Origin of the sequence: Citrobacter telavivensis, assembly GCF_041807075.1 — a bacterium.
GTDB classification, from domain to species: Bacteria; Pseudomonadota; Gammaproteobacteria; order Enterobacterales; family Enterobacteriaceae; genus Citrobacter_A; species Citrobacter_A telavivensis.
The window spans coordinates 1,420,492-1,447,416 of the sequence record NZ_JBGUBF010000001.1 but is presented as its reverse complement, the minus strand read 5'-3'; the positions used below and the strand labels follow the sequence as shown (position 1 = coordinate 1,447,416).

Annotated in this window: 21 protein-coding genes and 2 pseudogenes; 7 read left to right on the top strand and 16 right to left on the bottom strand. The window is 54.5% G+C overall.

Features of this window, described 5'->3' with window-relative positions; translation table 11 throughout:
• Positions 1-385: 385 nt before the first annotated feature.
• The 8 genes and pseudogenes from ACERJC_RS06870 to ACERJC_RS06835 form a co-directional block, all read right to left on the bottom strand.
• On the bottom strand, positions 386-1,279 hold the full coding sequence (locus ACERJC_RS06870) for a PhzF family isomerase (protein WP_371894820.1): 894 nt from the start codon (positions 1,277-1,279) through the stop codon (positions 386-388).
• Positions 1,280-1,409: 130 nt separating this feature from the next.
• Positions 1,410-2,090 (bottom strand): respiratory nitrate reductase subunit gamma, encoded by a 681-nt coding sequence (narI, locus tag ACERJC_RS06865; RefSeq protein ID WP_042318984.1) that lies wholly within the window; start codon positions 2,088-2,090, stop codon positions 1,410-1,412.
• The gene (gene narW / locus ACERJC_RS06860) at positions 2,087-2,782 is read right to left on the bottom strand and encodes a nitrate reductase molybdenum cofactor assembly chaperone (RefSeq protein ID WP_286633291.1); all 696 of its coding nucleotides are present in this window, start codon (positions 2,780-2,782) and stop codon (positions 2,087-2,089) included. Before narW ends, narI begins: the two co-directional genes overlap by 4 nt.
• Positions 2,782-4,326: a nitrate reductase subunit beta gene (gene narH, locus ACERJC_RS06855; protein ID WP_373671331.1), complete on the bottom strand. Its 1,545-nt coding sequence runs from the start codon at positions 4,324-4,326 to the stop codon at positions 2,782-2,784. The genes narW and narH overlap by 1 nt, the downstream gene beginning before the upstream one ends.
• Positions 4,323-8,063, bottom strand: a complete 3,741-nt coding sequence (locus ACERJC_RS06850) for a nitrate reductase subunit alpha (RefSeq protein WP_373671330.1) — start codon at positions 8,061-8,063, stop codon at positions 4,323-4,325. The genes narH and ACERJC_RS06850 overlap by 4 nt, the downstream gene beginning before the upstream one ends.
• A 118-nt stretch (positions 8,064-8,181) precedes the next feature.
• Positions 8,182-9,570 (bottom strand): NarK family nitrate/nitrite MFS transporter, encoded by a 1,389-nt coding sequence (locus tag ACERJC_RS06845; RefSeq protein WP_373671329.1) that lies wholly within the window; start codon positions 9,568-9,570, stop codon positions 8,182-8,184.
• 223 nt (positions 9,571-9,793) lie between these two features.
• Positions 9,794-10,372 (bottom strand): TetR family transcriptional regulator, encoded by a 579-nt coding sequence (locus ACERJC_RS06840; RefSeq protein WP_371894815.1) that lies wholly within the window; start codon positions 10,370-10,372, stop codon positions 9,794-9,796.
• A gap of 66 nt (positions 10,373-10,438) precedes the next feature.
• A pseudogene (locus ACERJC_RS06835) lies at positions 10,439-10,873 on the bottom strand (IclR family transcriptional regulator domain-containing protein); the annotation flags it as partial.
• On the opposite strand from ACERJC_RS06835, the pseudogene ACERJC_RS06830 reads away from it, so the two are divergent.
• Positions 10,856-11,108 (top strand): annotated as a pseudogene (locus ACERJC_RS06830) (SDR family oxidoreductase); the annotation flags it as partial. The pseudogenes ACERJC_RS06835 and ACERJC_RS06830 sit on opposite strands and share 18 nt — an antisense overlap.
• A 211-nt stretch (positions 11,109-11,319) precedes the next feature.
• Positions 11,320-12,807, top strand: a complete 1,488-nt coding sequence (locus ACERJC_RS06825) for an MFS transporter (protein ID WP_373671328.1) — start codon at positions 11,320-11,322, stop codon at positions 12,805-12,807.
• Between the two features lies 1 nt (position 12,808).
• Here ACERJC_RS06825 and ACERJC_RS06820 read toward each other — a convergent pair whose 3' ends face one another.
• From ACERJC_RS06820 to yddG, 3 genes are all read right to left on the bottom strand, one after another.
• Complete coding sequence (locus tag ACERJC_RS06820; protein WP_152404653.1) at positions 12,809-13,249, bottom strand: GFA family protein; 441 nt, start codon at positions 13,247-13,249, stop codon at positions 12,809-12,811.
• A gap of 88 nt (positions 13,250-13,337) precedes the next feature.
• Positions 13,338-14,441: a porin OmpC gene (gene ompC / locus ACERJC_RS06815; RefSeq protein ID WP_371894813.1), complete on the bottom strand. Its 1,104-nt coding sequence runs from the start codon at positions 14,439-14,441 to the stop codon at positions 13,338-13,340.
• Positions 14,442-14,990: 549 nt separating this feature from the next.
• Complete coding sequence (gene yddG, locus ACERJC_RS06810) at positions 14,991-15,872, bottom strand: aromatic amino acid efflux DMT transporter YddG (RefSeq protein ID WP_152404658.1); 882 nt, start codon at positions 15,870-15,872, stop codon at positions 14,991-14,993.
• Between the two features lie 236 nt (positions 15,873-16,108).
• Between yddG and fdnG the strand changes: the two genes are divergently transcribed.
• The 4 genes from fdnG to ACERJC_RS06790 all read left to right on the top strand — a co-directional run bounded on the left by fdnG (position 16,109) and on the right by ACERJC_RS06790 (position 21,434).
• Positions 16,109-19,156, top strand: coding sequence for a formate dehydrogenase-N subunit alpha (fdnG, locus tag ACERJC_RS06805; protein ID WP_371894811.1), 3,048 nt, complete (start codon positions 16,109-16,111; stop codon positions 19,154-19,156).
• A gap of 12 nt (positions 19,157-19,168) precedes the next feature.
• Complete coding sequence (fdxH, locus tag ACERJC_RS06800) at positions 19,169-20,053, top strand: formate dehydrogenase subunit beta (RefSeq protein ID WP_373671327.1); 885 nt, start codon at positions 19,169-19,171, stop codon at positions 20,051-20,053.
• The gene (gene fdnI, locus ACERJC_RS06795) at positions 20,046-20,702 is read left to right on the top strand and encodes a formate dehydrogenase-N subunit gamma (protein WP_371894810.1); all 657 of its coding nucleotides are present in this window, start codon (positions 20,046-20,048) and stop codon (positions 20,700-20,702) included. Before fdxH ends, fdnI begins: the two co-directional genes overlap by 8 nt.
• A 129-nt stretch (positions 20,703-20,831) precedes the next feature.
• Positions 20,832-21,434, top strand: a complete 603-nt coding sequence (locus tag ACERJC_RS06790) for an inorganic diphosphatase (protein ID WP_373671326.1) — start codon at positions 20,832-20,834, stop codon at positions 21,432-21,434.
• Positions 21,435-21,480: 46 nt separating this feature from the next.
• Here ACERJC_RS06790 and ACERJC_RS06785 read toward each other — a convergent pair whose 3' ends face one another.
• From ACERJC_RS06785 to sra, 5 genes are all read right to left on the bottom strand, one after another.
• Positions 21,481-21,765: a HigA family addiction module antitoxin gene (locus ACERJC_RS06785; protein ID WP_152404669.1), complete on the bottom strand. Its 285-nt coding sequence runs from the start codon at positions 21,763-21,765 to the stop codon at positions 21,481-21,483.
• Positions 21,765-22,043, bottom strand: coding sequence for a type II toxin-antitoxin system RelE/ParE family toxin (locus ACERJC_RS06780; RefSeq protein ID WP_373671682.1), 279 nt, complete (start codon positions 22,041-22,043; stop codon positions 21,765-21,767). The genes ACERJC_RS06785 and ACERJC_RS06780 overlap by 1 nt, the downstream gene beginning before the upstream one ends.
• 179 nt (positions 22,044-22,222) lie before the next feature.
• The gene (locus ACERJC_RS06775; protein ID WP_373671325.1) at positions 22,223-23,938 is read right to left on the bottom strand and encodes an ABC-F family ATP-binding cassette domain-containing protein; all 1,716 of its coding nucleotides are present in this window, start codon (positions 23,936-23,938) and stop codon (positions 22,223-22,225) included.
• A 308-nt stretch (positions 23,939-24,246) separates the two neighbouring features.
• Positions 24,247-25,944 (bottom strand): malate dehydrogenase, encoded by a 1,698-nt coding sequence (gene maeA / locus ACERJC_RS06770; protein ID WP_286633280.1) that lies wholly within the window; start codon positions 25,942-25,944, stop codon positions 24,247-24,249.
• Positions 25,945-26,115: 171 nt separating this feature from the next.
• Complete coding sequence (gene sra, locus ACERJC_RS06765) at positions 26,116-26,259, bottom strand: stationary-phase-induced ribosome-associated protein (protein ID WP_061077521.1); 144 nt, start codon at positions 26,257-26,259, stop codon at positions 26,116-26,118.
• Positions 26,260-26,486: 227 nt separating this feature from the next.
• On the opposite strand from sra, the gene osmC reads away from it, so the two are divergent.
• Positions 26,487-26,918, top strand: a complete 432-nt coding sequence (gene osmC, locus ACERJC_RS06760; protein ID WP_178825552.1) for a peroxiredoxin OsmC — start codon at positions 26,487-26,489, stop codon at positions 26,916-26,918.
• Positions 26,919-26,925 lie beyond the last annotated feature (7 nt).

The window sequence follows — 26,925 nt, the reverse complement described above, 5'->3', positions numbered from 1 at the left end:
GTTGAGTTTTTTGTTTCCAGACAGAACGAGTGTTGTTTAACTTTTTCTATATCTGAAGGGTCCTTTGCTGCGACTCACTCTCAAGATAATGACTTATTTTTCATATCGCCTAAGAAAATTACAAATGAATTGTTCTTACGTAACTAAATAAATCGATTAATAACAGTATTAAAATAAAACAAAACAGATGAAATGATGTTGATTTTTAATTAATCCCAGCTGATGCAAGAAGAAAATAAAGCGGATTATCATTATGATTTTTAAAGTGTTTACACCTTAAATGCTATTTAAGATTAATTGGACTATCTTAATAAGAATTTGAAGCGGTCAATATAAGAAAGGGAAATAAAACCGCCCGGTAAGGCGTATCTTTACCGGGCTGTTTTTAAAAATCTACCGCCCATTGTGCGTGAAACAGGATCACTGCGTTACCGGATATCGTGACTTTTACCGGTTGGTTATCCTGAATCGTCACGTCAATATCAACGATGCCGTCACGGCCTAATGCCCGTCCCTGATGTCCTTTTACCTGTAGCAATTTCCCGTCATGTTGTAATAAATGATGATGCGCCAGCCAGGCCCCCATGGGGCCATTGGCATTGCCCGTCACCGGATCTTCCACAATACCGATTGCCGGAGAGAACATGCGTCCGTCGGTCTCATTTTTACCCGGACGGATCTGAAAAGGAAAAAAGCCATTGCAGCCAATCTGCTGACTGATAGCGCAAAGCGCAGAAAGGTCGGGGGCGAGGGCGTCAATATTGACCTCAGGCTTCAGTGGGATCATCACTTTGGAATGACCGGTCGAGGCGACCTGAATCGGCAGCCCCGGTAGCATGGCGTCCTCACTCAGGTGCAGCGCGCGTAGAATGGCGGCGCGGATGTCGCCTTCGAGCGGCGCGTCGAAGGAGGGCGCACCTTGTTCCAGCGAGATACGATAATCGTCGCTATCATAGCGGATCTCAACCCGGTGACGTCCCGCCAGCGAGGTTTGCCACACCGTGGTATTACCCAGTCCCAGCGCCGTGGCGCGGACATAATGCGCCGCAACGGTGGCGTGCCCGCAAATGGGCACTTCTACCGTCGGCGTAAAATAGCGAATGCGTACATCGCTGTCGTCGCTTTGCAGCAGGAATGCGGTTTCGGAGTGACGCAGTTCGCGGGCAATCAGTTGCATCTGCGCGTCGCTAAGGCCGTCAGCATGCAGGACAACACCGGCGGAATTGCCGCGAAAAGGGGTTCTGGTGAAGGCATCAACGTGGTAAACCTGTGGTTTCATTAGCATTCTCCCTGAGTTGGAGAAGCATCATAACGTGCAGCGTAGCGGATGGCGATGCCGCCAACATGAACACGCTTTTCGGCTGGAGCGAACAGTCGCCCGGCAGATTGCACTGCCGGGCAGTGGAGGGCTATCGACGGGAACGAACGATCTGGTAGCGACGACTGAAGTACTCAAACGGCGCGCTCCAGACGTGAACCAGACGGGTGAACGGGAAGAGCAGGAAGATGGTCATCCCCAGCACCAGGTGCACGCGGAAAATAAACGCCACGCCGTCCAGGTGGGCAGAGGCCCCGCCACGGAAGGTCACAACTGACTGCGCCCACTCCACCAGTTTCAACATTTCACTACCGTCCGGGTGCTGCGCGGAGAACGGTATCGTGCTTAAGCCCAGTATGCACTGAATCAGCAGAATGCAGAGGATCAGGATATCCGCCGTGGACGAGGTGGCCCGGATGCGGGAGTTTGTCAGACGACGTACCAGCAACCCCGCACCGCCGACCAGCGTCAGCACGCCGCAGATCCCGCCTGCAATCATCGCCATCTGCTGTTTCACCGCAATGGGCAGGAACCAGGCGTACATCCAGTGTGGGGTTAACATCCCGAACAGGTGGCCAAAGAAGATCCCCAGAATGCCGATGTGGAACAGATTCGACCACAGGACCATCCCGCGTTTGTCCAGCATCTGACTGGAGGACGCCCGCCAGGTGTACTGCCCGTAGTCATAGCGCAGCCAACTGCCGAGGATGAAGACCGTCCCGCAAAGATAGGGGTAGATGTCGTAAAAAAAGACGTTCAGGAACTGTATCATTTCGGGCCTCCCGCGCTGACGTCGACGTACTGCGGCGCCACGTCCTGGCTAAAGCGTCGTTGATATTGCTGTAATGGCGAACTGTCACAGGCCGTGGCGTTATCTTCGATAAATTTCACCTGTTCTTCTTCCCAGACGGCATCCAACGCCTGACGAGTGTCATCACGCGTTTCAGTGTCAACCTGTTTCGTGACACTGTCACTTGAAAGTGGGCTACCCGACAGGAGCAACAGGGCATCGAATAGCTGATACCACGGTGTGCCGCGCTGCTTTAAACGTCCCCCCAGCAGGGCCAGAATCGGCGAGACGTTCTGCAAGCCTTCGCGTGCGTCGGCTTCTGGCAGCACGCTCAGGTATTCCAGATACAGCGGCAGATGGTCCGGCAGTTCGCGACAGTCGAGTTGCAATCCCACTTTTTCGTACTGCGTCAACAGATCCACCATCGCCTGGCCGCGATCGCGGGACTCTGCATGCACGTGCTCGAACAGCAGGAGCGAAGTGGCGCGCCCACGGTCAAACACCTCGCACCATTCGGCCTGTTTATCGAGCAGTGGCGCGTTGAGCAGTGCTTCGGTGAAGTCGGTGAGCATCGGCGCATCGTGGCGCACCAGTGCCAGCGCGTCGTCCTTACACGCCCACAGCCACTCATCCGGATACTCCATCAGCAGGCCAATCACCTTGAGGATTTGCATTATTCCCCCTCCGCCTTGTCACGCACTTCGGTGATGTTGATGGCGTCAATGCGACTGCTGTTGAACAGATTGAATTTGGTATCGGAACCGTGGCACCCGTCGCCGAAGGAGAAGCCGCAACCGTTTTTCTCCGGGAAGGCATCGTGCGCCATTTCACGGTGGCTGGTCGGGATCACAAAGCGGTCTTCGTAGTTGGCAATCGCCAGGTAGCGATACATCTCTTCAATTTGTTCAACGCTTAAGCCCACTTCATCAATCGCACGAGTATCGGTGATGCCTTCGACGGTTTGCGCCCGCATATAGTGGCGCATTGCCATCATGCGCTTGAGCGCACGCAGCACCGGCCCGGTGTCGCCTGCGCTCAGCATATTGGCGAGATACTGCACTGGGATCCGCAGGCTTTCGATCGCCGGCAGCACGCCGTCGCTTTTGGGCAGTCCGCCCGCATCGGCGTAGGACTGAATGGGCGACAGCGGCGGCACATACCAGACCATTGGCAGCGTGCGGTATTCCGGATGTAGCGGCAGCGCCAGCTTCCAGTCCATCGCCATTTTGTATACCGGCGATCGCTGCGCCGCGTCGATAACGTTTTGTGGGATCCCTTGTTTCAGTGCTTCTTCAATCACCGCCGGGTCGTGCGGGTTCAGAAACACGTCGCACTGGCGCTCATAGAGATCGGTTTCATGTTCGGTGCTGGCCGCTTCTTCAATGCGATCCGCATCGTAGAGCAGTACGCCGAGATAGCGGATACGCCCGACGCAGGTTTCCGAACAGACGGTCGGCTGGCCGGACTCAATGCGCGGATAGCAGAAAATGCATTTCTCTGATTTGCCGCTTTTCCAGTTGAAATAGATTTTTTTGTACGGGCAGCCGCTGATGCACAAACGCCAGCCGCGGCATTTATCCTGATCGATAAGCACAATCCCGTCTTCTTCACGCTTGTAGATGGCACCGCTCGGACAGGTAGCGACACAGCTTGGATTCAGGCAGTGTTCGCACAGGCGCGGCAGATACATCATGAAGGTGTTTTCAAACTGGCCGTACATCTCCTTCTGGATCTTGTCGAAATTGCGGTCGCGGGCGCGTTTTTCAAATTCACCGCCAAGCAGCTCTTCCCAGTTCGGCCCCCAGATGATTTTATCCATCCGCTTGCCGTCAATGAGCGAACGGGGACGGGCGGTAGGCACATGTTTTCCTTCCGGTGCGCTGTGCAGATGCTGATAGTCGTAGGTGAACGGCTCGTAATAATCATCGATTTGCGGAATGACCGGGTTAGCGAAGATTTTAGTGATGACGCCCATTTTACCGCCCAGACGGGGTCTGATCTTGCCATTCACGTCGCGAACCCAACCGCCTTGCCACTCCTCCTGATCTTCCCAGTTTTTCGGATAGCCGATGCCGGGTTTCGTCTCGACGTTGTTAAACCACGCGTACTCCATTCCTTCACGTCCGGTCCAGACGTTCTTACAGGTAACGGAGCAGGTGTGACAACCAATGCATTTATCGAGGTTCAGTACCATGCCAACCTGTGAGCGTATCTTCATTTTTTCGCCTCCTGTACCTGATCCCGACCTTCATCATCCAGCCAGTCAATGTTCTTCATTTTTCTAATCATGATGAACTCGTCGCGGTTGGAGCCGACGGTACCGTAATAGTTAAAACCGTAGGCAAGCTGCGCATAGCCGCCGATCATGTGCGTCGGTTTCGGGCACACACGGGTGACGGAGTTGTGGATCCCGCCGCGCATGCCGGTCACTTCCGAGCCGGGGATATTCATGATGCGTTCCTGCGCGTGGTACATCATGGTCATGCCGGGCGGCACGCGCTGGCTGACGACCGCACGAGCGGTGAGGGCGCCGTTGGCGTTGAAGGCCTCGATCCAGTCGTTATCCTCAATACCGAGCTCTTTCGCATCCGTTTCACTGATCCAGACAATCGGCCCGCCGCGCGACAGCGTCAGCATCAACAGGTTTTCGCTGTAGGTGGAGTGAATGCCCCATTTCTGGTGCGGCGTCAGGAAGTTCAGCGCTTTCTCCGGGAAGCCGTTCGGCGGAATTTCACGCATCTCACTGACGCTGCGGGTGTCAATCGGCGGGCGATAGGCGACGAGACTTTCACCAAACGCGCGCATCCACTGATGATCCTGATACAGCTGCTGACGGCCGGAGAGTGTGCGCCACGGAATCAGCTCATGGACGTTGGTATAGCCCGCGTTATAGGAGACATGCTCGCTTTCCAGACCAGACCATGTCGGGCTGGAGATGATTTTGCGCGGCTGTGCCTGGATATCGCGAAAACGAATCTTCTCGTCTTCTTTGTTGAGCGCCAGATGGGTATGCTCACGTCCGGTCATCGCGCCAAGCGCTTGCCACGCTTTCACCGCCACCTGACCGTTGGTTTCCGGTGCCAGCGCCAGGATAACCTCCGAAGCATCGATTGCCGTTTCGATCAGCGGGCGGCCTTTCGCCGGGCCTTCGCGCTTGGTGTAGTTAAGCTTGCCGAGGAAATCGACCTCCGTCTGGGTGTTCCACGAGATCCCCTTACCGCCGTTACCCAACGTATCCATCAGCGGTCCGAGCGAGGTAAAACGCTCGTATGTCGCGGGATAGTCGCGTTCCACCACGGCAATGTTTGGCGCGGTTTTTCCGGGGATCAGGTCGCATTCCCCTTTACGCCAGTCCTGAATGTCGAACGGCTGTGAGAGTTCTGCCGGTGAATCGTGCTGTAACGGTTGCAGCACCACGTCGGTTTCTTGTCCCAGATGGCCGACGCAGACCTCGGAAAAGACGTTGGCGATGCCTTTGTAGATTTCCCAGTCGCTTTTCGATTCCCACGCGGGATCCACCGCCGCCGACAGCGGGTGAATAAACGGATGCATATCCGAGGTATTCATGTCGTCTTTTTCATACCAGGTGGCGGTCGGCAGAACGACGTCTGAGAACAGACAGGTGCTCGACATACGGAAATCGAGCGTCACCAGCAGGTCGAGTTTGCCTTCGATCGCCGCAGACTGCCATTCCACCTCTTCTGGCTTAATGCCTTCGCTGGAACCCAGCGCTTCCCCCTGAATACCGCTCTCTGTACCGAGCAAATACTTGAGCATGTATTCATGGCCTTTACCGGAAGAACCGAGCAGGTTAGAACGCCAGACAAACAGGTTACGCGGATGATTCTTACCGCTGTCCGGCTGTTCGCAGGCAAAGCGAATATCGCCAGATTTCAATGCCGCAACGGTGTATTCCACGGGTGACAAGCCGGCCTTTTCGGCGCTGGCTTTGACCGTCAGCGGATTGAGATTAAGCTGCGGCGCAGAGGGTAGCCAGCCCATGCGTTCGGCGCGCACGTTGAAATCGATCAGATGACCGGTGAATTTTGAGGCATCCGCCAGCGGCGAAAGCAGTTCCTGCGCGGTCAGTTTTTCATAACGCCACTGGCTGGCGTGATTGTAGAAAAACGAGGTGCTGTTCATCTGGCGCGGCGGACGGTTCCAGTCCAGGGCAAAGGCCAGCGGCAGCCAGCCGGTTTGCGGACGCAGCTTTTCCTGGCCGACATAGTGCGCCCAGCCGCCGCCGCTCTGCCCGACACATCCGCAGAACACGAGGATGTTGATCATTCCCCGGTAGTTCATGTCCATGTGATACCAGTGGTTGACGCCGGCACCGAGGATAATCATCGAGCGACCGTGGGTCTTATGCGCCGTATCGGCGAACTCACGGGCGATGGTTTCAATCTGAAAACGCGGCACGCCGGTTATCTGTTCCGCCCACGCTGGCGTATAGGCTTTCACCTCGGAATACGCAATCGCTGCATACGCGTCTTCCAGACCGCGATCGAGGCCGTAGTTTGCCAGTACCAGATCGTAGACGCTGACCACCGGGCATCGGCTGCCATCGGCAAGCGTTAACTGCTTCACCGGCAGTTGGCGCACCAGTACGGGTTCCTGCTTCACGCTGCGAAAATGGGGGTTTTCGTTGCCGCCGAAATAGGGGAAGGCGACGCCCAGCACCTCATCATGCTGACCGAGCAATGACAGTGACAGTTCGGTTTCTGATCCTGCCGCCAGTGATTCAAGGTTCCATTTGCCTTTTTCACCCCAGCGGAAACCAATCGAACCGTTAGGCACCACCAGTTTCCCGGTGCTGTTACAGGCGACCGTTTTCCACTCCGGGTTATTGCTTTCACCCAGCCCATCGACCAGATCCGAGGCGCGCATCATCCGTCCCGGCACGTAACTGCCGTCCTCGCGGGCATCCAGTAATACCAGCATCGGCATGTCGGTGTAGTGACGGCAGTAGTTGAGGAAGTAGTCGCTGGGATTGTCGAGATGGAATTCTTTTAAGATAACGTGTCCCATCGCCATGGCCAGCGCGCTGTCGGTGCCTTGTTTTGGTGCCAGCCACTGATCGCTCAGCTTGGCAACTTCGGAGAAATCAGGCGTAATCGCGACGGTTTTGGTGCCTTTGTAACGGACTTCGGTAAAGAAGTGGGCATCCGGCGTACGGGTTTGCGGTACGTTGGAGCCCCAGGCAATGATATAACTGGAGTTGTACCAGTCGGCGGATTCTGGCACGTCGGTCTGTTCGCCCCAGGTCATCGGTGAAGCGGGCGGCAGGTCGCAGTACCAGTCGTAAAAACTCAGACAGGTGCCGCCGAGCAGGGAAAGATAGCGGGTGCCGGCGGCGTAAGAGACCATCGACATCGCCGGGATCGGCGAGAAGCCAGCGACGCGGTCCGGGCCATAGGTTTTGACGGTCCAGACGTTAGCGGCAGCAATGAGCTGGTTGAGCTCTTTCCAGTTGGAGCGGATAAACCCGCCGCGTCCGCGCACCTGCTTGTAGCTCTGGCACTTTTGCGGGTCATTCATGATCGAATCCCACGCCAGCACCGGATCGGGATGGGAGGCCAGGGCCTCGCGCCACAGTTCGATCAGCCGTTTGCGCACCAGCGGGTATTTCAGACGGTTGGCGCTGTACAGATACCAGGAGTAGCTGGCACCACGCGGACAGCCGCGCGGTTCATGGTTGGGCAGGTCCGGACGGGTACGCGGATAGTCGGTCTGCTGGGTTTCCCAGGTCACCAGACCATTTTTGACGTAGATTTTCCAGCTACAGGAGCCGGTGCAGTTCACCCCATGGGTTGAACGGACAATCTTGTCAAATTGCCAGCGCTGACGATAGCTGTCTTCCCAGTCCCGGTTGGTATGCATCACCTGACCGTGACCGTCAGCAAAGGTGTCACCCTTTTGTTTAAAGTAACGGAAGCGATCCAACAGTTTACTCATGACATTTCTCCTGCTCCATAGGGTCTTGTAGGCCGGATAAGGCGCAAGCCGTCATCCGGCATTGCGTGATTGCCTGATGGCGACGCATGGCGTCTTATCAGGCCTACGTCAGTTGTTGTTATTTTTGTTGTGGTTTACGGCGGCCATAGACCAGCCAGGTCACCAGCACGCAGACGATGTAAAACACCAGAAAGATTTTCATGGCGCCGACGGGGGAACCGGTCATCGCCAGCGAACTGCCGAATGCTTTAGGAATGAAGAAGCCGCCGACGGCGCCAATAGCGGAAATAAAACCCAGCGCCGCGGCGGTGTCGGTCACCGCTTCACGCTGTGCCTGTTCGTCGCTGCCGCCGCGCAGTTTCACTTTGTAGAGAGTGAGCTGGCGGAAAATGACGGCAATCATCTGGAAGGTAGAACCGCTACCCAGACCTGCGGTTAAGAACAGCCCCATAAAGACCAGATAGAAGGCGATAAAACTGCCGGAACCTGAGCCGGGCAGCGTCAGGAAGAGCAGGGCCGAGAACAGCGCCATAAAGATGAAGTTAATCAGCGTCACGCGCACGCCGCCAAACTTGTCGGAGATGACCCCGCCCGCAGAACGCGCCAGCGCGCCGATAAACGGGCCAAAAAACGCTAGGTTGAGGATATTCACATCCGGAAACTGCGTCTTCGACAACATGGCAAAGCCCGCGGAAAAGCCGATGAATGAGCCGAACGTGGCCAGATAGAGCAGGCTTAATAGCCAAAGGTGGAAGCGCTTGAGCACCGGCAACTGAGAGGCGATGGAGGCTTTGGAACTGGCGATGTCATTGGTGCCAAGCCAGGCGGCTATTGTGGCAATCGCCAGCAGCGGCACCCAGATCCAGGCGGCGTTTGCCAGCGAAAGCAGTGACCCATCGGGTTGCGGGACACCCTGGACGCCGAGGAAGGCAAATATCGGCAGGAAGATAACCAGCGGCGCAGCCAGTTGCATCACGCTGACGCCGAGATTACCCAGCCCTCCGTTCACCCCCAGCGCGCTGCCTTGCTTCGCTTTCGGGAAAAAGAAACTGATATTGCCCATGCTGGAAGCAAAGTTTGCACCGGCAAAACCGCACAGCAGCGCGATGATGATAAATACCTCGAAAGGGGTGGTGGTATTTTGCACCGCAAAGCCGAGCCAGACGCAAGGAATAATCAGTATCGCGGTGCTAAAAACCGTCCAGCGGCGTCCGCCAAATATAGGCACCATAAAGGAGTAGGGAACGCGTAATATTGCGCCAGAAAGTGAAGGTAATGCGGTTAATAAAAAGAGTTGATCGGTGGTGAAATTAAAACCAATTTTATTGAGATTGACGGCGACGGCGCTGAACAACATCCAGACGCAGAAGGCAAGTAGCAGGCAAGCGACTGAGATACAAAGGTTTCTTCGTGCTATGTGTTTACCTTTATTCTCCCAGAATGCGGGATTTTCCGGCTTCCAGTCACTCAAAAGATAACGGTTATTTTTCTCATTTTGTCGCGCCATATTACCCCTCACATGCACATGCGTTCATGAAAAAAAAGAAATAGTCTGCGCAGAGCGCTATACGCCCTTTTAAGAATTTATTGATGCTTTTATGAATGTTGAGGAAAGGATAGATAAAAATGCGCAACCACGTGGAGTGAAGGGAGAATAACAGGTTGCTTAAGTGTTACCAAATGTAAATAAAAAGTATAAATGGTTAACATTCATTCGTTCAGGCAGTCGCTCAGGAAAAAAGCTCCAGCGCAATCATGCGATCCAGATGGCGATCAAACGCCGGATCGGCCATCTCCTGAATGCCGAGAACGTACATGCCATCCAGACCGCACACCAGCGCTATCAAGCGCCAGGCGATGTCTGCGGGGGCGGAGGCGGTGGTGAACTCTCCGGCGGCGAGTCCGCTTTCGATAATGGCGACCGTTTCCTCATGCCACATGCGCATGGTGAGAAGGTAGGCGCTTTTGATTTCCGGGTCTTTGTCCGCAAGGATCTGCGCTTCGCGCCAGAGCTTAATATAGGGCTCGAATCCGCGGTCATCACTGCCCAGCGTGGCGTGCAGACGCATGCGCCAGGTGGCATCTTCCGCGACGAGTTCCGCATCCAGCAGGGCGCGAATAAGACGGACAAAGGCCTGCGATTTAAGTTCTCCGGCGGAGGTGAAATGGTGGTGGACTTGACCGGTCGCCACTTTCGCTTCTGTGGCGATTCGCCGGACGGTCATGGCGGAAAAACCGTCTTCGAGCGCCACGCGCATGGCCGCCTGTAATATTACTTCGCGACGCTCATCTTTATTCAGATAGCTCATACCACCTCCATTCTTGCTGGAGAGGCAGTGTATCAACAAGCTGGACAGACGTTCAATTGTTACACGCTACAGCTGAAGTGAGAGCTCCATCGCGGAACGACGCAAAGGAGCCAGCGCTTTCTCTTTTAACGCGGCAGCGCTCATGGATGACGCTGGCACCCCGACGTTGAGGGCAGCAACCACGGTGCCATTGCGGGAAAGCAGCGGAACGGCAAGGGAACAGAGTCCAACTTCAATCTGCCTGTCGGCCAGCGCATAGCCCTGAATACGCACCCGGGCGATCTCTTCCCGCAGCGCTGCCTGGTCACAAATCGTGCGTGGGGTATAGCGGAGTAACTGCTCGCGTGACAATGTCACTTCAAGCAGTTCTTCGGGAAGCGCACTGAGCAACACGCGTCCCATAGAGGTGGCCCACGCGGGCAGTCGACTGCCACGTCCGATGTCGACGCTGAGCAGGTTGTTAACCGCCGCACGGGCAATGTACAGCACATCAATGCCGTCGCCCCCGGGGGGGACCGATGCCCCGGCGCGTCTTGTACCGCGTAATGAAGAAACGCCCTCTGCCCAGGAACAGGCGTGGTATCAGCAGGTGATTGATCAGACCGTCGACAGCAGTCTGATGCACCGCTATGGAACGCTGGCGGAGCAGGCGAATGCGATTCTGTTTCTCGCCAGCGACGACGCCAGTTATATCACCGGCATCACCTTACCGGTTGCCGGCGGCGATCTCGGCTGATGTTGTTCTGCCAGTAGGCCGGCCATCGTGTTCGGCTTACTGTCTTATCCTGCGGTTCTGCCATTCTTCACCGACGTCAAAATCATTCACTCATTCAATACTCTCATTATTTGGTAATCACGGCGCTGAACAAAAAGTTGGACATATGTTCAATTTTCCGTAGGATCGACAAAGCTGGACGTGTGTCCAGTTTGTTTTCGTAGGGAGTTTTATGTTTCGTCAGTGGTTAACGTTAGTGATTATTGTGCTGGTCTACATTCCTGTTGCGATTGATGCAACGGTGCTGCACGTTGCCGCACCCACGCTGAGCATGACGCTCGGTGCCAGTGGCAACGAACTGTTGTGGATCATTGATATTTACTCGCTGGTGATGGCAGGGATGGTACTGCCGATGGGCGCGCTCGGCGATCGTATCGGCTTTAAACGCCTGCTGATCCTCGGCGGGGCGCTGTTCGGTCTTGCGTCACTGGCCGCCGCCTTTGCCCATACTGCCAGTTGGCTTATTGCCACCCGTGCCATTCTGGCGATAGGCGCGGCGATGATCGTGCCAGCGACGCTGGCCGGGATCCGCGCCACCTTTTCGCAAGCGCGCCACCGCAACATGGCGCTTGGCGTCTGGGCGGCAGTGGGATCGGGCGGTGCGGCATTCGGCCCGCTGGTTGGCGGTATGCTGCTTGAGCACTTTTACTGGGGCTCCGTGTTCTTAATCAATGTGCCGATTGTACTGGTCGTGGTAGCACTTACCGCGCGCTATGTTCCGCGTCAGACCGGACGCCGCGATCAGTCGTTGAATCTGGGACACGCCATTATGCTGATTGTCGCGATTCTGCTGCTGGTCTACAGCGCGAAGACGGCGCTTAAAGGGCATATCGCCACCGGCGTTATTGCGCTGGCGCTGGTGAGCGGCGCACTGCTGCTGGCGCAGTTTGTCCGCATTCAACTGGCGGCGAGTCGTCCCATGATTGATATGCGCCTGTTCACCCATCGCATCATTTTGAGCGGCGTGGTGATGGCAATGACGGCGATGATTACGCTGGTCGGTTTTGAGCTGTTAATGGCGCAGGAACTGCAGTTTGTTCATGGCTTAACGCCGTATCAGGCGGGATTATTTATGCTGCCGGTGATGCTCGCCAGTGGATTCAGCGGCCCGATTGCCGGGATGCTGGTGTCGCGGCTGGGGCTGCGGAAAGTCGCGACCGGCGGGATGGCGCTGAGCGCCCTGAGTTTCTATGGTCTGGCGGCAACGGACTTCAGTAGCCAGCAACTTCAGGCCTGGGTGTTAATGGCATTGCTCGGATTCAGCGCGGCCAGCGCCCTGTTGGCCTCAACGGCGGCGATCATGGCGGCGGCACCGGCAGAAAAAGCGGCGGCGGCCGGGGCTATCGAAACGATGGCCTATGAACTGGGCGCGGGGCTGGGGATTGCCATCTTTGGTCTGTTGCTCAGTCGCAGTTTCTCTGCGTCAATTGCGCTGCCTGACGGTCTGAACGCCGGGGAAATCGCACGCGCCTCGTCCTCAATGGGTGAAGCGGTACAACTGGCGCAGACGCTTCCTTCGGCAATGGCGGATACGGTTCTGCTGGCCGCGAAGCAGGCTTTTACCTGGTCGCATAGCGTGGCATTAAGCAGTGCCGGAAGCATGTTGATTCTGTTGGCGGTGGGCATGTGGTTCAGTCTGGCGAAGGCCGCACGCGAATAACTCAGTGGGTGAACTGACAGCGGTTATCCAGTTCTTCAACTTCCTTTCCGCTCAGGCGGGCGTATTGACCCGTGAGTCGCCAGAACGCAGGTTGCGTCTCGGTATAAATCTCGGCGGCAAGGATCAGACGGCGACGGTCGACCTCGTTAAATTCGAGCAACGTCCAGGGAATGAAATAGCGCTCGGTGTCGGTTAACTTGATCCACAGTGGGCAACCACAGCCGGAACAAAAATACCGTTCGCCGCGCGAAGACGATGCAAAGTAAGCGGGCCCGGGCGCATCGGGGTCCATCACCGGTTGTCCACAGGCTTCCAGATACATAGCGATACCGCCAGACCATTTCTGGCATATCGTACAGTGGCAGGCATAGACGTCGAGGGATTCGACATCGACGGTGAAATGACTCTGCCCGCAGAGGCAACGTCCTGTATAGGTTTGCACGGCATTCTCCTTATGGCCGGTTTAACATCGGGGGGAAAAAAAGCCAGCCCATCGTGGGCTGGCTTTTTGTACAGCTCAATTCTAAAAATTAGAACTGATAGGTCAGGCCAACGGCAACGATGTCGTCAGTTGAGATACCCGCTGCACGGGTAAAGTTGTTGTCATCCAGCAGGTTGATTTTGTAATCAACATAGGTAGACATGTTTTTGTTGAAGTAGTAGGTTGCGCCAACATCAACATATTCAACCAGATCCTGATCGCCGTAACCGCCCACGTCTTTAGCTTTGGATTTCAGGTAAGCCAGGGACGGACGCAGACCGAAGTCGAACTGGTACTGTGCAACCACTTCGAAGTTCTGCGCTTTGTTAGCAATACCGTTTACATCACCGAAAGTGGTCATGTTACGGGTTTCAGCATAGGTGGTTGCCAGGTAGATGTTGTTCGCATCATATTTCAGACCAGCAGCCCATACTTCAGCGTTTTTACCCGCTGCATAGAATACGTTGTCGCCACCGCGAGTCTGGGAATCGGTACGGTCAGATTTCGCGTACGCAGCAGTAGCAGCAAAGCCTTCATATTCGTAGCTGGTGGACAGACCGAAACCGTCGCCGTTTTGCTCAACGAGTTTAGAACGACCATTGTTGGTTTCGCCAGAAGCGCCATTTTTGCCCTGATACTGCAGCGCGAAGTTCCAGCCTTCAACCAGACCGAAGAAGTCAGTGTTACGGTAGGTTGCAACGCCAGTAGTACGGGCAGTCATGAACACGTCAGTCTGGGTCCAGGTGTCACCACCGAACTCAGGCAGAACGTCGGTCCATGCGCCAACATCGTAAGCCACACCGTAGTTACGGCCATAATCGAAAGAACCAAATTCAGCAAATTTCAGGCCAGCAAACGCCAGACGGGTTTTGTTGCCTTTGTTGCCAGTTGATTCAGCATTGTTGCCTTTGAATTCATATTCCCACTGACCGAAACCGGTCAGCTGATCGTTAATCTGCGTTTCGCCTTTGAAACCCAGACGAGCATAAGTTTTGTCGCCATCATCGCCGTCATTGTCGGAGAAGTAGTGCAGAGCGGTAACTTTACCGTACAGATCCAGTTTGTTGCCGTCTTTGTTGTACACTTCTGCCGCATTCACGACGCCTGCTGCCAACAGGCTAGTCACTGCCACTGCAACTAATTTAAGTTTCATTGTTAACAATCCTTATAATTTTCTTGGTGTGATTCCTGAACCATTGCCGAACGAATCGCTTCATCAATGGCAAACTATTTTTAAGGTACGCAGCAGTACCAATTCAATAATAAGTTTCATGGAATTGCAGATTATTTCTATTTGTGTGATCCAGATCGCCTTAAGTCAAATCTGAGGCGCGGAAATTCCTGGAAATAACTCTCTATGCAATATTTCCGCAGGGGATTATATACGGGTTATCGGTTATTATATGAGTTAGTTACCCATGTGTATTATATACGCATTAATAATTGTAAATTAGCGAAATCATTTAATTATTTAGCGTCTTGTTAGCATAAATTTAACATAAGTATAAAGACTTAATATTCCTGTTTTAAGGAAATAAATAGACCTGAATCGGCTCCATAATAAAGGTATGGCAGAGCGATCGGAAAAAAGCGAATAAGAATTTTCTAACAATCAGTAAATATCCTAAGGAACGACAGTTGATTTATTGTCTCGCGAAGGATGAAGTCCGGGTCAGAAAAGGGGGGCGACCCGGTGATAGCGTTACGCGCGGCGTGTGGCCCACCAGCAGAGCAGCGAACCAATGCAAACCATAATGGCGCCCTGCCAGAAGGAGAACGACAGCGGGGCGCTCAGCAGCACGGCTGCCAGCGCAGATGACAGCACCGGTGTGAAATAAGATCCTACCGCCATGATGGTGACATTTCCGTGCAAAATCCCCACGTTCCAGGCGGCATAGGCAAAGCCCAGCGTCAGCGCGGCAGAGACGAGCTTAATCACCACCGGCGTACTGAACATCATTTCGGGCTGCGGCGTCAGAAAATAGTGCACCCACAAACTGAGTGCCGTCAGTAAAACAAAAACCGTAATGCCATTAAACCCCCGCGCGTATTTATTGGTCACAGTACAGTAGGTCGCCCAGATAAACGCGCCGAGAAAGGCGAGAAAGTAGCTCAACGGACTGCTGGTGATATTGCTGATAATCTCTCCAGGATTCAGACCATTTTCTCCCCCCAGCACCCAACAGATACCGGTTATTGCGAGCAGGACGCCGGGAACGATTATCCAGGTGGTTTTTTGACCGTTAAACAGAATCGCGAATAACACCGTCAGACTTGGCCATAAATAATTGACCATACCGACCTCAATCGCCTGATGACGGGTAGCGGCATAGCCCAACGATAACGCCAGACATATTTCATAACTGACAAACAGCACGCTACCGGCGATTAAATAACCAACAGGGAATCGACGGATATTGGGAAATCCCACGGTAAATATCAACAGCAGCCCACTTAATGAATAGATTGCCGCCGCACCACCAACTGGCCCAAGTCCCTCACTGACGCCACGAATCAGACCCACCATTGTGCTCCACAGCACAATGGCAATAAGTCCAATCAGCGTTGCTTTTTGTTTCGTCATTCTGTTTGCCGTTTTCCATGCCTTATCAAAAAAGAAGTTGAAATATATAGCACTTTTTTAGCGGAATTATCCAGGCGAATACTGAGGGGGCATTACCACCTTGGTGGTATATAAAACCGACAATTGGGACTATTTAGTAGCGGAACCGTTTCGTTATTGATTTGACTCAAAAAAAATACGGGTATTGCTGTTAGTTTCCTCGGCGACATGACAACTCTGGAAAAAGAGGGAAAGCAATGAACGTCAGCCGCAGAAAGTTTTTTAAAATCTGCGCGGGCGGTATGGCTGGAACAACGGTTGCTGCGTTGGGATTTACGCCCAAAATGGCACTGGCTCAATCGCGAAATTATAAGCTGTTGCGCGCGAAAGAGATCCGAAACACCTGCACATACTGTTCCGTAGGTTGCGGGCTATTAATGTATAGCCTGGGAGATGGAGCAAAAAACGCCAAAGAAGCGCTTTATCATATCGAAGGGGATCCGGATCATCCGGTGAGCCGTGGCGCATTGTGTCCGAAGGGTGCCGGTCTGCTGGATTACGTCCATAGCGAAAACCGCCTGCGTTACCCGGAATATCGCGCGCCAGGCTCCGATAAATGGCAGCGTATTAGCTGGGATGAGGCACTCACCCGCATTGCTAAACTGATGAAGGCTGACCGTGACGCCAACTTTATTGAGAAAAACGAACAGGGCGTAACGGTAAACCGCTGGCTTTCCACGGGGATGCTCTGTGCCTCCGCTGCCAGTAATGAAACCGGCATGCTGACGCAAAAATTTGTGCGCTCACTCGGCATGCTGGCAGTAGACAACCAGGCGCGCGTCTGACACGGACCAACGGTAGCAAGTCTTGCTCCAACATTTGGTCGCGGTGCGATGACCAACCACTGGGTTGATATCAAAAACGCGAACGTCGTGATGGTGATGGGCGGTAACGCCGCTGAAGCCCATCCAGTGGGATTCCGCTGGGCGATGGAAGCGAAGAACAACAATGACGCTACGCTGATTGTTGTCGATCCCCGTTTCACCCGTACCGCCTCGGTTGCCGATATTTATGCGCCGATTCGCTCTGGCACGGACATTACGTTCCTGTCCGGCGTGCTGCGGTATCTGATTGAAAATAACAAGATTAACGCCGAATACGTCAGGCATTACACCAACGCCAGCCTGCTGGTGCGGGATGATTTCACCTTTGACGACGGTTTATTCAGCGGTTATGACGCGAAAAAACGGCAGTACGACAAGTCGTCCTGGAACTACCAGTTCGATGAAAACGGCTATGCCAGACGCGATGAAACCCTGTCGCATCCGCGCTGCGTATGGAATCTGCTGAAACAGCACGTTTCCCGCTATACGCCGGAGGTGGTAGAGAACATCTGTGGGACGCCGAAAGCTGACTTCCTGAAAGTGTGTGACGTGCTGGCCTCCACCAGTGCGGCGGATCGTACCACGACATTCCTGTATGCGCTGGGCTGGACGCAACACACGGTCGGGGCGCAGAACATCCGCACGATGGCGATGATCCAACTGCTGCTCGGCAACATGGGAATGGCAGGCGGCGGCGTTAACGCCCTGCGCGGTCACTCCAACATTCAGGGCTTAACCGACTTAGGTCTGCTCTCTACCAGCCTGCCGGGTTATCTGACGCTGCCGTCAGAAAAGCAGAGCGACTGGCAGACCTGGCTGAACGCCAACACGCCAAAGGCCACGCTGGCAGACCAGGTGAACTACTGGAGCAATTATCCGAAGTTTGCCGTCAGCCTGATGAAATCGTTCTACGGCGATGATGCACGCAAAGAGAATGACTGGGGCTTTGACTGGTTGCCGAAATGGGATCAGGCGTACGACGTCATCAAATACTTCAACATGATGGATAGCGGGAAAGTCACCGGCTATATCTGTCAGGGCTTTAACCCGGTGGCGTCCTTTCCGGACAAAAACAAAGTGGTTCGCAGCCTGAGCAAGCTGAAGTACATGGTGGTTATCGATCCGCTGGTGACCGAAACCTCAACCTTCTGGCAGAACCACGGCGAGTCGAACGATGTCGACCCGGCGTCGATTCAAACCGAAGTATTCCGTCTGCCGTCCACCTGTTTTGCCGAAGAAGATGGTTCTATCGCCAACTCCGGACGCTGGTTGCAGTGGCACTGGAAAGGTCAGGATGCACCGGGTGAAGCGCGTAACGACGGCGAAATTCTGGCCGGGTTGTTCCATCGTCTGCGCGAGATGTATCGCACAGCGGGGGGTAAAGGCGTGGAACCGCTGCTGAAAATGCGCTGGGACTACAAACAGCCGGATCATCCAGAGTCAGAAGAGGTGGCGAAAGAGAACAACGGCTATGCGTTGGCCGATCTCTATGACGCCAACGGTGTGCTGATCGCGAAGAAAGGGCAACTGCTCACCAGCTTCGCACAACTGCGTGATGACGGGTCGACCTCGTCTTCCTGCTGGATCTACACCGGTAGCTGGACGGAGAAGGGCAACCAGATGGCCAACCGCGATAACGCCGACCCGTCAGGGCTGGGCAATACGCTGGGTTGGGCATGGGCATGGCCGCTGAACCGTCGCGTGCTGTATAACCGCGCCTCAGCGGATATCAACGGGAAACCGTGGGATGCGAAACGCATGCTGATCCAGTGGGACGGGGCGAAATGGACGGGTAATGATATCCCGGACTTCAACACCGCGCCTCCGGGCAGCGCAACCGGGCCGTTTATCATGCAGCCGGAAGGGCTGGGGCGTCTGTTTGCCCTTGATAAGCTGGCGGAGGGTCCGTTCCCGGAACACTACGAGCCGATGGAAACGCCGCTGGGAACCAACCCGCTGCATCCGAACGTCGTTTCCAGCCCGGTCGTGCGCATCTATGAAGATGACGTGTTGCGCCTTGGGAAGAAAGACGCGTTCCCGTATGTCGGAACGACCTATCGTCTGACCGAGCACTTCCACACCTGGACCAAGCACGCGCTGCTGAACGCCATCGCGCAGCCGGAACAGTTTGTGGAGATCAGCGAAACGCTGGCCGCCGCCAAAGGCATTGGCAATGGCGACTACGTGACGGTAACCAGCAAGCGCGGATTCATTCGCGCGGTTGCGGTGGTCACGCGTCGTCTGCGAACGCTGCACGTCAACGGTCAGCAGGTTGAAACCGTCGGGATCCCGCTGCACTGGGGCTTTGAAGGGGTTGCGCGTAAAGGCTATATCGCCAACACCCTGACGCCAAACGTCGGTGACGCAAACTCGCAAACGCCGGAGTACAAAGCGTTTTTAGTTAACATCGAGAAGGCGTAAGGGGGCGAGCATATGTCTTTGGAAACGCAGGACATCATCAAAAAGTCCGCAACGAACGCGATCACGCCGCCGCCGCAGGCGCGTGATTACAAAGCCGAGGTCGCCAAACTCATTGACGTCACCTCCTGCGTGGGCTGCAAAGCCTGCCAGGTGGCCTGTTCTGAGTGGAACGACATCCGCGATGACGTGGGACATTGTGTCGGGGTGTATGACAACCCCGCCGATCTCAGCGCCAAGTCCTGGACGGTGATGCGTTTTAGCGAAACCGAGCAGAACGGCAAGCTGGAATGGCTGATTCGTAAAGACGGCTGTATGCACTGTGAAGCTCCGGGCTGCCTGAAGGCGTGCCCGTCTGCCGGGGCAATCATCCAGTACGCCAACGGGATTGTCGATTTCCAGTCCGAACACTGCATTGGCTGCGGCTACTGCATCGCCGGGTGTCCGTTTAATATTCCTCGCCTCAATAAAGAGGATAACCGCGTCTATAAATGCACACTCTGCGTCGATCGCGTCAGCGTGGGTCAGGAACCGGCCTGTGTCAAAACCTGTCCGACCGGAGCGATTCATTTCGGCACCAAACAGGAGATGCTGGAAATGGGCGAACAGCGCGTCGCAAAGCTGAAGTCGCGCGGTTACGAACATGCTGGCGTCTACAATCCGCAGGGCGTAGGCGGTACGCACGTGATGTATGTTCTGCATCACGCGAATCAGCCGGAGCTCTATCACGGTTTGCCGAATGAACCGAAAGTCGACACGTCTATCAATCTGTGGAAAGGGGCGCTGAAACCCCTGGCGGCGGCCGGATTTATCGCCACTTTTGCCGGGCTTATCTATCACTACATCGGTATTGGCCCGAACAAAGAAGTGGACGATGACGAGGAGGATCATCATGAGTAAGTCGAAAATGATTGTGCGCACGAAGTTCATCGACCGCGCCTGTCACTGGACGGTGGTGATTTGCTTCTTCCTGGTGGCGCTGTCGGGGATTTCGTTTTTCTTCCCGACGCTGCAATGGCTGACGCAAACCTTCGGTACGCCGCAGATGGGACGTATTTTGCATCCGTTCTTTGGCGTGGCGATTTTTGTCGCGCTGATGTTCATGTTTGTTCGTTTCGTCCATCACAACATCCCGGATAAGAAAGACCTGCCGTGGCTGAAGAACATTGTTGAAGTGCTGAAAGGCAACGAACATAAAGTGGCGGATGTCGGTAAATATAACGCCGGACAAAAGATGATGTTCTGGTCGATCATGAGCATGATTTTTGTGCTGCTGGTGACCGGCGTGATCATCTGGCGTCCGTACTTCGCGCAATACTTCCCGATGCAGGTGGTGCGTTACAGCCTGCTGATCCACGCGGCGGCGGGGATCGTTCTGATTCACGCCATCCTCATCCATATGTATATGGCATTCTGGGTGAAGGGATCGATTAAAGGGATGATTGAAGGGAAGGTGAGTCGCCGCTGGGCGAAGAAACACCACCCGCGCTGGTATCGTGACATCGAAAAGGCAGAAGCAAAAAAAGAGAGTGAAGAAGGGTTAAACTAATTCTCTTTTTTTCAGATTAAAGGGGCGCTACACAAGTAGTGCCTTTTTTTTGCCATAAAAACGTCATGATCCTGACATCGACTAAACGTAACGTGTTGTCTTCACAAATAACCGAAGAGTTAACCGACAATGCATCTGGTCAAAAAATTAGTCGCGGTAAGCGTACTTCTTTGTGCGTCAGTTCAGGCGCAGAACATCCTCGATTTTCCACAACCGGAGAACAATCCGGAAGAGTTTTACGCCGTGACGGAAATTCCGTCCGGTGGGATCATTAAATACGAAACCGACGCTAAAACCGGATTCATCTTCGCGGACCGCTTCCAGTCGATGCCGGTCGCTTATCCGGCAAACTACGGCTCGCTGACCCAGTCACTGGCGGGCGACGGGGATCCGCTGGACGTGATTTTCTACACCCGCGCCCCGATGGCACCGGGAACGCTGATCAAGCTGCGCGCGATTGGCGTACTGAAGATGATTGATGGCGGCGAGAAGGATGACAAAATTGTGGCGGTTCCCGCCAGCAAAATTGATCCCACGTATGACGACATCAAGGAACTGGCCGACCTGCCAAAAATTGAGGTTCAGCGTCTGGAATCGTTCTTCCGTGTCTATAAAGCGTTACCGGAAGGGCGTAAGAAAGTGGAGCTGAACGGCTTTAACGACGCGGCAACCGCGAAGCAGGAAATCAAACAGGCATGGGACGCCTGGAAAGCGAAAAATCCTCAGCAATAAGCGAATCTGCCGGACGGTGCGTTTGCCTGTCCGGCATGCAACGCCTTTACTGCGCGGCCAGCCGGCGCAGGCGGGAAACGTCGACGCTTTTTTGCGCCTGTGCCAGACTCCAGGTATTTTGCAGATTCAACCACATTTCCGGAGAACTGCCGATCACTACCGAGAGTTTGATCGCCATTTCCGGGGTAAGAGCCGCTTTGCCCGTGAGTAACCGACTTGCCGTTGAGGGCGCAATCTCCATTGCTCGGGCAAATTCACGCAAACTGACGTTCAGTTCGTCCAGCGCTTCCTGAATGATATCCCCGGGGCGGGGATGATTCGCCATTTTCATCAGTGATAATCCTCGTAATCCAGAATGTACGCATCGCCATTGACTAATTCAAACGTCATACGCCAGTTGCCTGAAACCGAAATCGCCCAGACGCCATCGCGATCGCCGCTCAGGGGATGCAGTCGGTAACCGGGCATGTTGATATCGTTCACGCAGCCTGCGGCATCAATCACAGCAAGGCGGTGTCGTAAACGTCTGACGTGATTTGTCATCACACCTGACGTTTTGCCGTGAAGAAACAGGTCGCGTAATCCCTTGTGCCTGAAATTCATGATCATCCAGTTCACCTCGTTCCTTCAGGAGGAACAGTAGCATTATGTTCCGTGTGGCGCAACAATTTTCGCCGTCGTGTGCGTGATTGTCTGGTGAAATGAGCAAAGAGAAAAGGAGAGGGGATGAATACTGGAAAGCGCTACGCAAATTGCCCGGTAAACATCACGTTACCGGGCATTGAGGATTAAAGGCGTGCGGTGAGGTCGTCTATTTCTTTACGCCATTGAGCCTGTAACTGCGGCTTCTGGTGTCTGGGTTTACGGGCCAGATCCTCAGCCAGACGCTGCTCAAGCGCGAGCAGCTTTTCCAACAGGTCTTCCTCGTCAATGCGCTCCAGGGCAAGCGGACCGTCATCTTTCACATCAGCCGACGAAAGTTCCGCCGTGGTCTGCCGGATATGCGCGTAGACGGCTTCCAGATCGTGCCACTCGCTCAGTTCACCGTCGTCAACAAACCAGAACCGATTACAGCTCTGGCTGATGAGTTGACGATCGTGACTGACCAGCAGCACGCCGCCTTCAAAGGTTTGTAGCGTCTGCGCCAGCGCCTCTTTGCCCTCCATATCCAGATGGTTAGTCGGTTCATCCAGCATGAGCAGGCTATAGCGTGCCAGCGACAGTCCGACGAACAACAGGCGCGAACGCTCGCCGCCGCTTAATGTACTGACCGATTGCGAATGGCGAATCCACGGGAATCCCGCGTTTATCAGCGCCATTTTGCGGATGTCCGGTTGCGGGGCGAACGGTTCAAGGGCGTCAAACAACGACGCATCATCCGGTAGTTGATGCAGCGTCTGGTCGTAGTAGCCCAGTGAAACGCGAGGGTGAAGGCGCAGTGAATCTGACGTCTGTTCCGTCAGATAATGCTGCCAGATCAGTTTTAACAGCGAGGATTTACCGCAACCGTTACGCCCGACGATCGCCACCCGATCGCCGCACTTCAGGCGGATGCCTGCAATGGTAAACAATGTTGGCGCGTCCGGGGCAGGCATGACCGACAGGTGCGATAATTCCAGCAGACGGTCTGCTCGAAGTGCGTCTCCGTGTAACGTTAGTGACCACTGACTTCCTGCTGTCAGATCCGTTTGCACCTCCTTCAGACGTAACACCTGCTTTTCCATTTGCTTCGCTTTGCGCGACAGATCTTCGTTGTCGTACACTCTCCCCCAGGTTGCCAGTCGTTTAGCGCTGGCGGTGACGCGGTCGATCTCTTTTTGTTCCGCCTTATGGCGTAACGCGTCGCTGGCATCGCGCTCAATCAGCGCCTGCCGGGCCGCGCTACAGGGCAACGCAAAGGTATGAAGGGTACGATCGCGCAGGATCCACGTGCCGTTTGCGATCGCATCCAGCAGGTGCGGATCGTGGGATACCACCACGAAACTGCCGGACCAGTTCTGTAAAAACTGTTCCAGCCACAGTAGCGTCGGCAAATCCAGGTGGTTGCCCGGTTCGTCAAGCAGCAGAAGGTCTGGTTGGCGCATCAGCGCGCGGGCCAGCAGCAGACGCGTATGCTGACCGCCGCTCAGGGTCTGCGCCGTCAGTTGTCGATCCAGGACACGGAAGCCCATCTGCGCGAGCAAGGTGTCGACCTGCCAGAGTTGACTGGGGCGTTCATGTTCAGGAAGTTGAGCCAACACGGCTTCCTGTAACGTCAGCGGCAGGATCTCATCAGGCAAATGTTGTTCAACACGGGCAAGATGGCAATGGTTCGCCAGCGCCAGGGTTCCGCCGGTCGGGGCAATCGAACCGTCGAGAATTTTAAGCAGTGTGCTTTTGCCGCAACCGTTGTAGCCGATAAGCCCAATGCGATCGCCTTTTTTCAGGGTAAACGTCAGATCGTCGAAAAGCGTGCCGAACGCCGTATCAACGTGCAGGGATTGTGCGGTTAGTAATGTGCTCATTGTTGCTTACTCAAGAGTTACAAGCGTAAAAACGCCTCGTCAAACATCGCTGACGATAACCCGGTAAGCCCGAGAGAAGGGGAATTCAGAAGTTAGCTTCGCTCAAGCAGAAGTTATCGCAGCACGATACCGATAACGCTTGAGCACTGGCGATCGCCAAAAGCATGTGAAGCGATGAATCGTTCACAGTACAGCATAAGTATCCTCCTTTTATTTATCCGAATGTTAATCGATGGTGAAAGTGTAAGCGCAAGTGATGAGACAGCGCAAGCCTGAAGGCCCGGCAGCGTACGCCACCGGGCCGTTCATCAGATGGAAGTACGACGATAATCGCGATATTCCGCCTGCCAGAAGTTCTCTTCGATAGCCTGCAACAGCGCTTCGGCAGAGGTTTTCACCGCCACGCCCTGTTGTTGCGCCATCTTACCGACGGCAAACGCAATGGCGCGCGAGACGGTCTGAATGTCTTTCAGTTCCGGTAACACCAGCCCTTCACCGTTGAGCACCAGCGGGGAGTACTGGGCCAGCGTTTCACTGGCGGACATCAGCATCTCATCGGTAATGCGGGATGCGCCGGAGGCAATCACGCCCAGCCCAATCCCGGGGAAAATATAGGCGTTGTTACACTGGGCAATAGGATAGATTTTGTCTTTCCAGACCACGGGCATAAACGGACTGCCGGTGGCGACCAGCGCGTTACCTTCCGTCCAGGCGATGATGTCCTGTGGCGTTGCTTCTACACGCGAGGTGGGGTTAGACAGCGGCATCACGATCGGGCGAGGGCAATGCTTGTGCATTTCGCGGATGATCTCTTCGGTGAACAAACCGGTTTGTCCGGAAACGCCGATCAGAATATCGGGCTTAACGTTACGGACTACGTCAAGCAGCGACAATACGTCGTTGTCGCTGTCCCACGATTGCAGATTTTCACGTTTCTGCACCAGTTTGGTCTGGAAGGAGAGTAGATTCGGCATCTGGTCGGTCAGCAGGCCAAAACGGTCCACCATGAAGACTCTCTGGCGCGCGGCCTCTTCGCTTAATCCTTCACGCTGGATCTGAGCAACTATCTGCTCGGCAATACCGCAACCGGCGGAACCCGCGCCGAGGAAGACAATTTTCTGCTCGCTGAGCTGGCTACCTGCTGCCCGGCTGGCGGCGATCAGCGTACCAACGGTAACCGCAGCGGTGCCCTGAATGTCGTCGTTAAAGGAGCAGATTTCGTCGCGGTAGCGGTTAAGTAGCGGCATGGCGTTCTTCTGCGCGAAATCTTCGAACTGCAGCAGAACGTCCGGCCAACGGTGCTTAACCGCCTGAATAAATTCATCGACAAACGCATAGTATTCATCATCGGTGATGCGCGGATTCCGCCAGCCCATGTACAACGGATCGTTGAGCAGTTGCGGGTTGTTGGTTCCCACATCCAGCACCACGGGCAGGGTATAAGCAGGGCTAATCCCGCCACAGGCGGTGTACAGTGAAAGCTTCCCGATTGGAATGCCCATCCCGCCGATCCCCTGGTCGCCAAGACCGAGGATACGCTCGCCGTCGGTCACCACGATCACTTTGATGTTGTGGTTGGGTACGTTTTGCAGGATGTCGTCCATGTTGTGGCGGTTCTGGTAGGAGATGAACACGCCGCGCGCGCGACGATAAATCTCGGAGAAGCGTTCACAGGCCGCGCCTACCGTCGGGGTGTAGATAACCGGCATCATCTCATCGAGATGGTTGTGAACCAGTCGGTAGAACAGGGTTTCGTTGGTATCCTGGATATTGCGCAGGTAGATGTGCTTGTCGATTTCCGTTTTGAATCCCTGATACTGGATCCAGGCACGTTCCGCCTGTTCTTCAATCGACTCGACCACTTCCGGCAGTAACCCCAGCAGGTTGAAGTTACGGCGTTCCTCCGTACTGAACGCACTGCCTTTATTCAGTAAGGGAAATTCCAGCAGTACCGGGCCAGCGTAAGGAATATAAAGGGAACGCATTTTTTTGCTTTTGGTTTCCATGTCACTCACTCTTTTTTGGATATCCGTCCCTGGCACTTTTTATAATACGTCGCCATTCCACCAGGGTACCGGGCACAGAGTATAAAGCATTGCGAATGGATTAAGGCTTTTTGTAAGCAAAAACACCATCGCGGTTGCGATGGTGTTTATCGTCATATTCGGGCTGTACGGTTACTTCTTGCTGTCTGCGTGGCGTTTTCTGCCGGTAGGGTTGTTCACCACGCTGGATTTTTCACCTTCAGTCACCACTTTGCGCTGATTGGAGATTTTATGGTCCAGTCCAAGAATATGACGGGCCTGACGGTTCGATTTCATTCTAACTCCTTTATCCTGTTACTGGTTTCAAGGATGAGTCCATGTGACTTCGGACGAAATATAACCCTTAAGGTCGACGATACAGAAAAATACCGACCTGATTGATGGTCGGCCATTTTCTCTGAAAGGTCAATGTGTAAGCAGGGAATTAAGAAGTCTCTGCTAACCGCCGCAAAATCTCCCGAACGTCCTATACTTGTTATCCCGACGATAAAAAGGAGAGAACGATGACTATCCATAAGAAAGGTCAGGCACACTGGGAAGGCGACATCAAACGCGGAAAAGGCACTGTTTCGACGGAAAGTGGCGTGCTTAACCAGCAGCCTTATGGTTTTAATACCCGTTTTGAAGGGGTGAAAGGCACCAACCCGGAAGAGCTGATTGGCGCGGCGCATGCCGCCTGTTTCTCAATGGCGCTGTCGTTGATGCTTGGCGAAGCGGGCTTCACGCCAGAGGCTATCGACACTACAGCGGACGTGTCGCTGGATAAAGTCGATGCCGGTTTTGCCATTACCAAAATCGCGCTGCATAGCGAAGTGAAGGTACCGGGAATCGATGCCGCCACCTTCGACGGCATCATCCAGAAAGCGAAAGCCGGTTGCCCGGTGTCGCAGGTGCTGAAAGCTGAAATCACCCTCGATTATCAACTGAAGTCATAGCGACAGT

Coding starts and splice junctions, on each gene's coding strand:
- ACERJC_RS06870 (WP_371894820.1), bottom strand. CDS start 1,279: ATGAAACCACAGGTTTACCACGTTGATGCCTTCACCAGAACCCCTTTT.
- narI (WP_042318984.1), bottom strand. CDS start 2,090: ATGATACAGTTCCTGAACGTCTTTTTTTACGACATCTACCCCTATCTT.
- narW (WP_286633291.1), bottom strand. CDS start 2,782: ATGCAAATCCTCAAGGTGATTGGCCTGCTGATGGAGTATCCGGATGAG.
- narH (WP_373671331.1), bottom strand. CDS start 4,326: ATGAAGATACGCTCACAGGTTGGCATGGTACTGAACCTCGATAAATGC.
- ACERJC_RS06850 (WP_373671330.1), bottom strand. CDS start 8,063: ATGAGTAAACTGTTGGATCGCTTCCGTTACTTTAAACAAAAGGGTGAC.
- ACERJC_RS06845 (WP_373671329.1), bottom strand. CDS start 9,570: ATGGCGCGACAAAATGAGAAAAATAACCGTTATCTTTTGAGTGACTGG.
- ACERJC_RS06840 (WP_371894815.1), bottom strand. CDS start 10,372: ATGAGCTATCTGAATAAAGATGAGCGTCGCGAAGTAATATTACAGGCG.
- ACERJC_RS06825 (WP_373671328.1), top strand. CDS start 11,320: ATGTTTCGTCAGTGGTTAACGTTAGTGATTATTGTGCTGGTCTACATT.
- ompC (WP_371894813.1), bottom strand. CDS start 14,441: ATGAAACTTAAATTAGTTGCAGTGGCAGTGACTAGCCTGTTGGCAGCA.
- yddG (WP_152404658.1), bottom strand. CDS start 15,872: ATGACGAAACAAAAAGCAACGCTGATTGGACTTATTGCCATTGTGCTG.
- fdxH (WP_373671327.1), top strand. CDS start 19,169: ATGTCTTTGGAAACGCAGGACATCATCAAAAAGTCCGCAACGAACGCG.
- fdnI (WP_371894810.1), top strand. CDS start 20,046: ATGAGTAAGTCGAAAATGATTGTGCGCACGAAGTTCATCGACCGCGCC.
- ACERJC_RS06790 (WP_373671326.1), top strand. CDS start 20,832: ATGCATCTGGTCAAAAAATTAGTCGCGGTAAGCGTACTTCTTTGTGCG.
- ACERJC_RS06785 (WP_152404669.1), bottom strand. CDS start 21,765: ATGAAAATGGCGAATCATCCCCGCCCCGGGGATATCATTCAGGAAGCG.
- ACERJC_RS06780 (WP_373671682.1), bottom strand. CDS start 22,043: ATGATCATGAATTTCAGGCACAAGGGATTACGCGACCTGTTTCTTCAC.
- ACERJC_RS06775 (WP_373671325.1), bottom strand. CDS start 23,938: ATGAGCACATTACTAACCGCACAATCCCTGCACGTTGATACGGCGTTC.
- maeA (WP_286633280.1), bottom strand. CDS start 25,944: ATGGAAACCAAAAGCAAAAAAATGCGTTCCCTTTATATTCCTTACGCT.
- sra (WP_061077521.1), bottom strand. CDS start 26,259: ATGAAATCGAACCGTCAGGCCCGTCATATTCTTGGACTGGACCATAAA.
- osmC (WP_178825552.1), top strand. CDS start 26,487: ATGACTATCCATAAGAAAGGTCAGGCACACTGGGAAGGCGACATCAAA.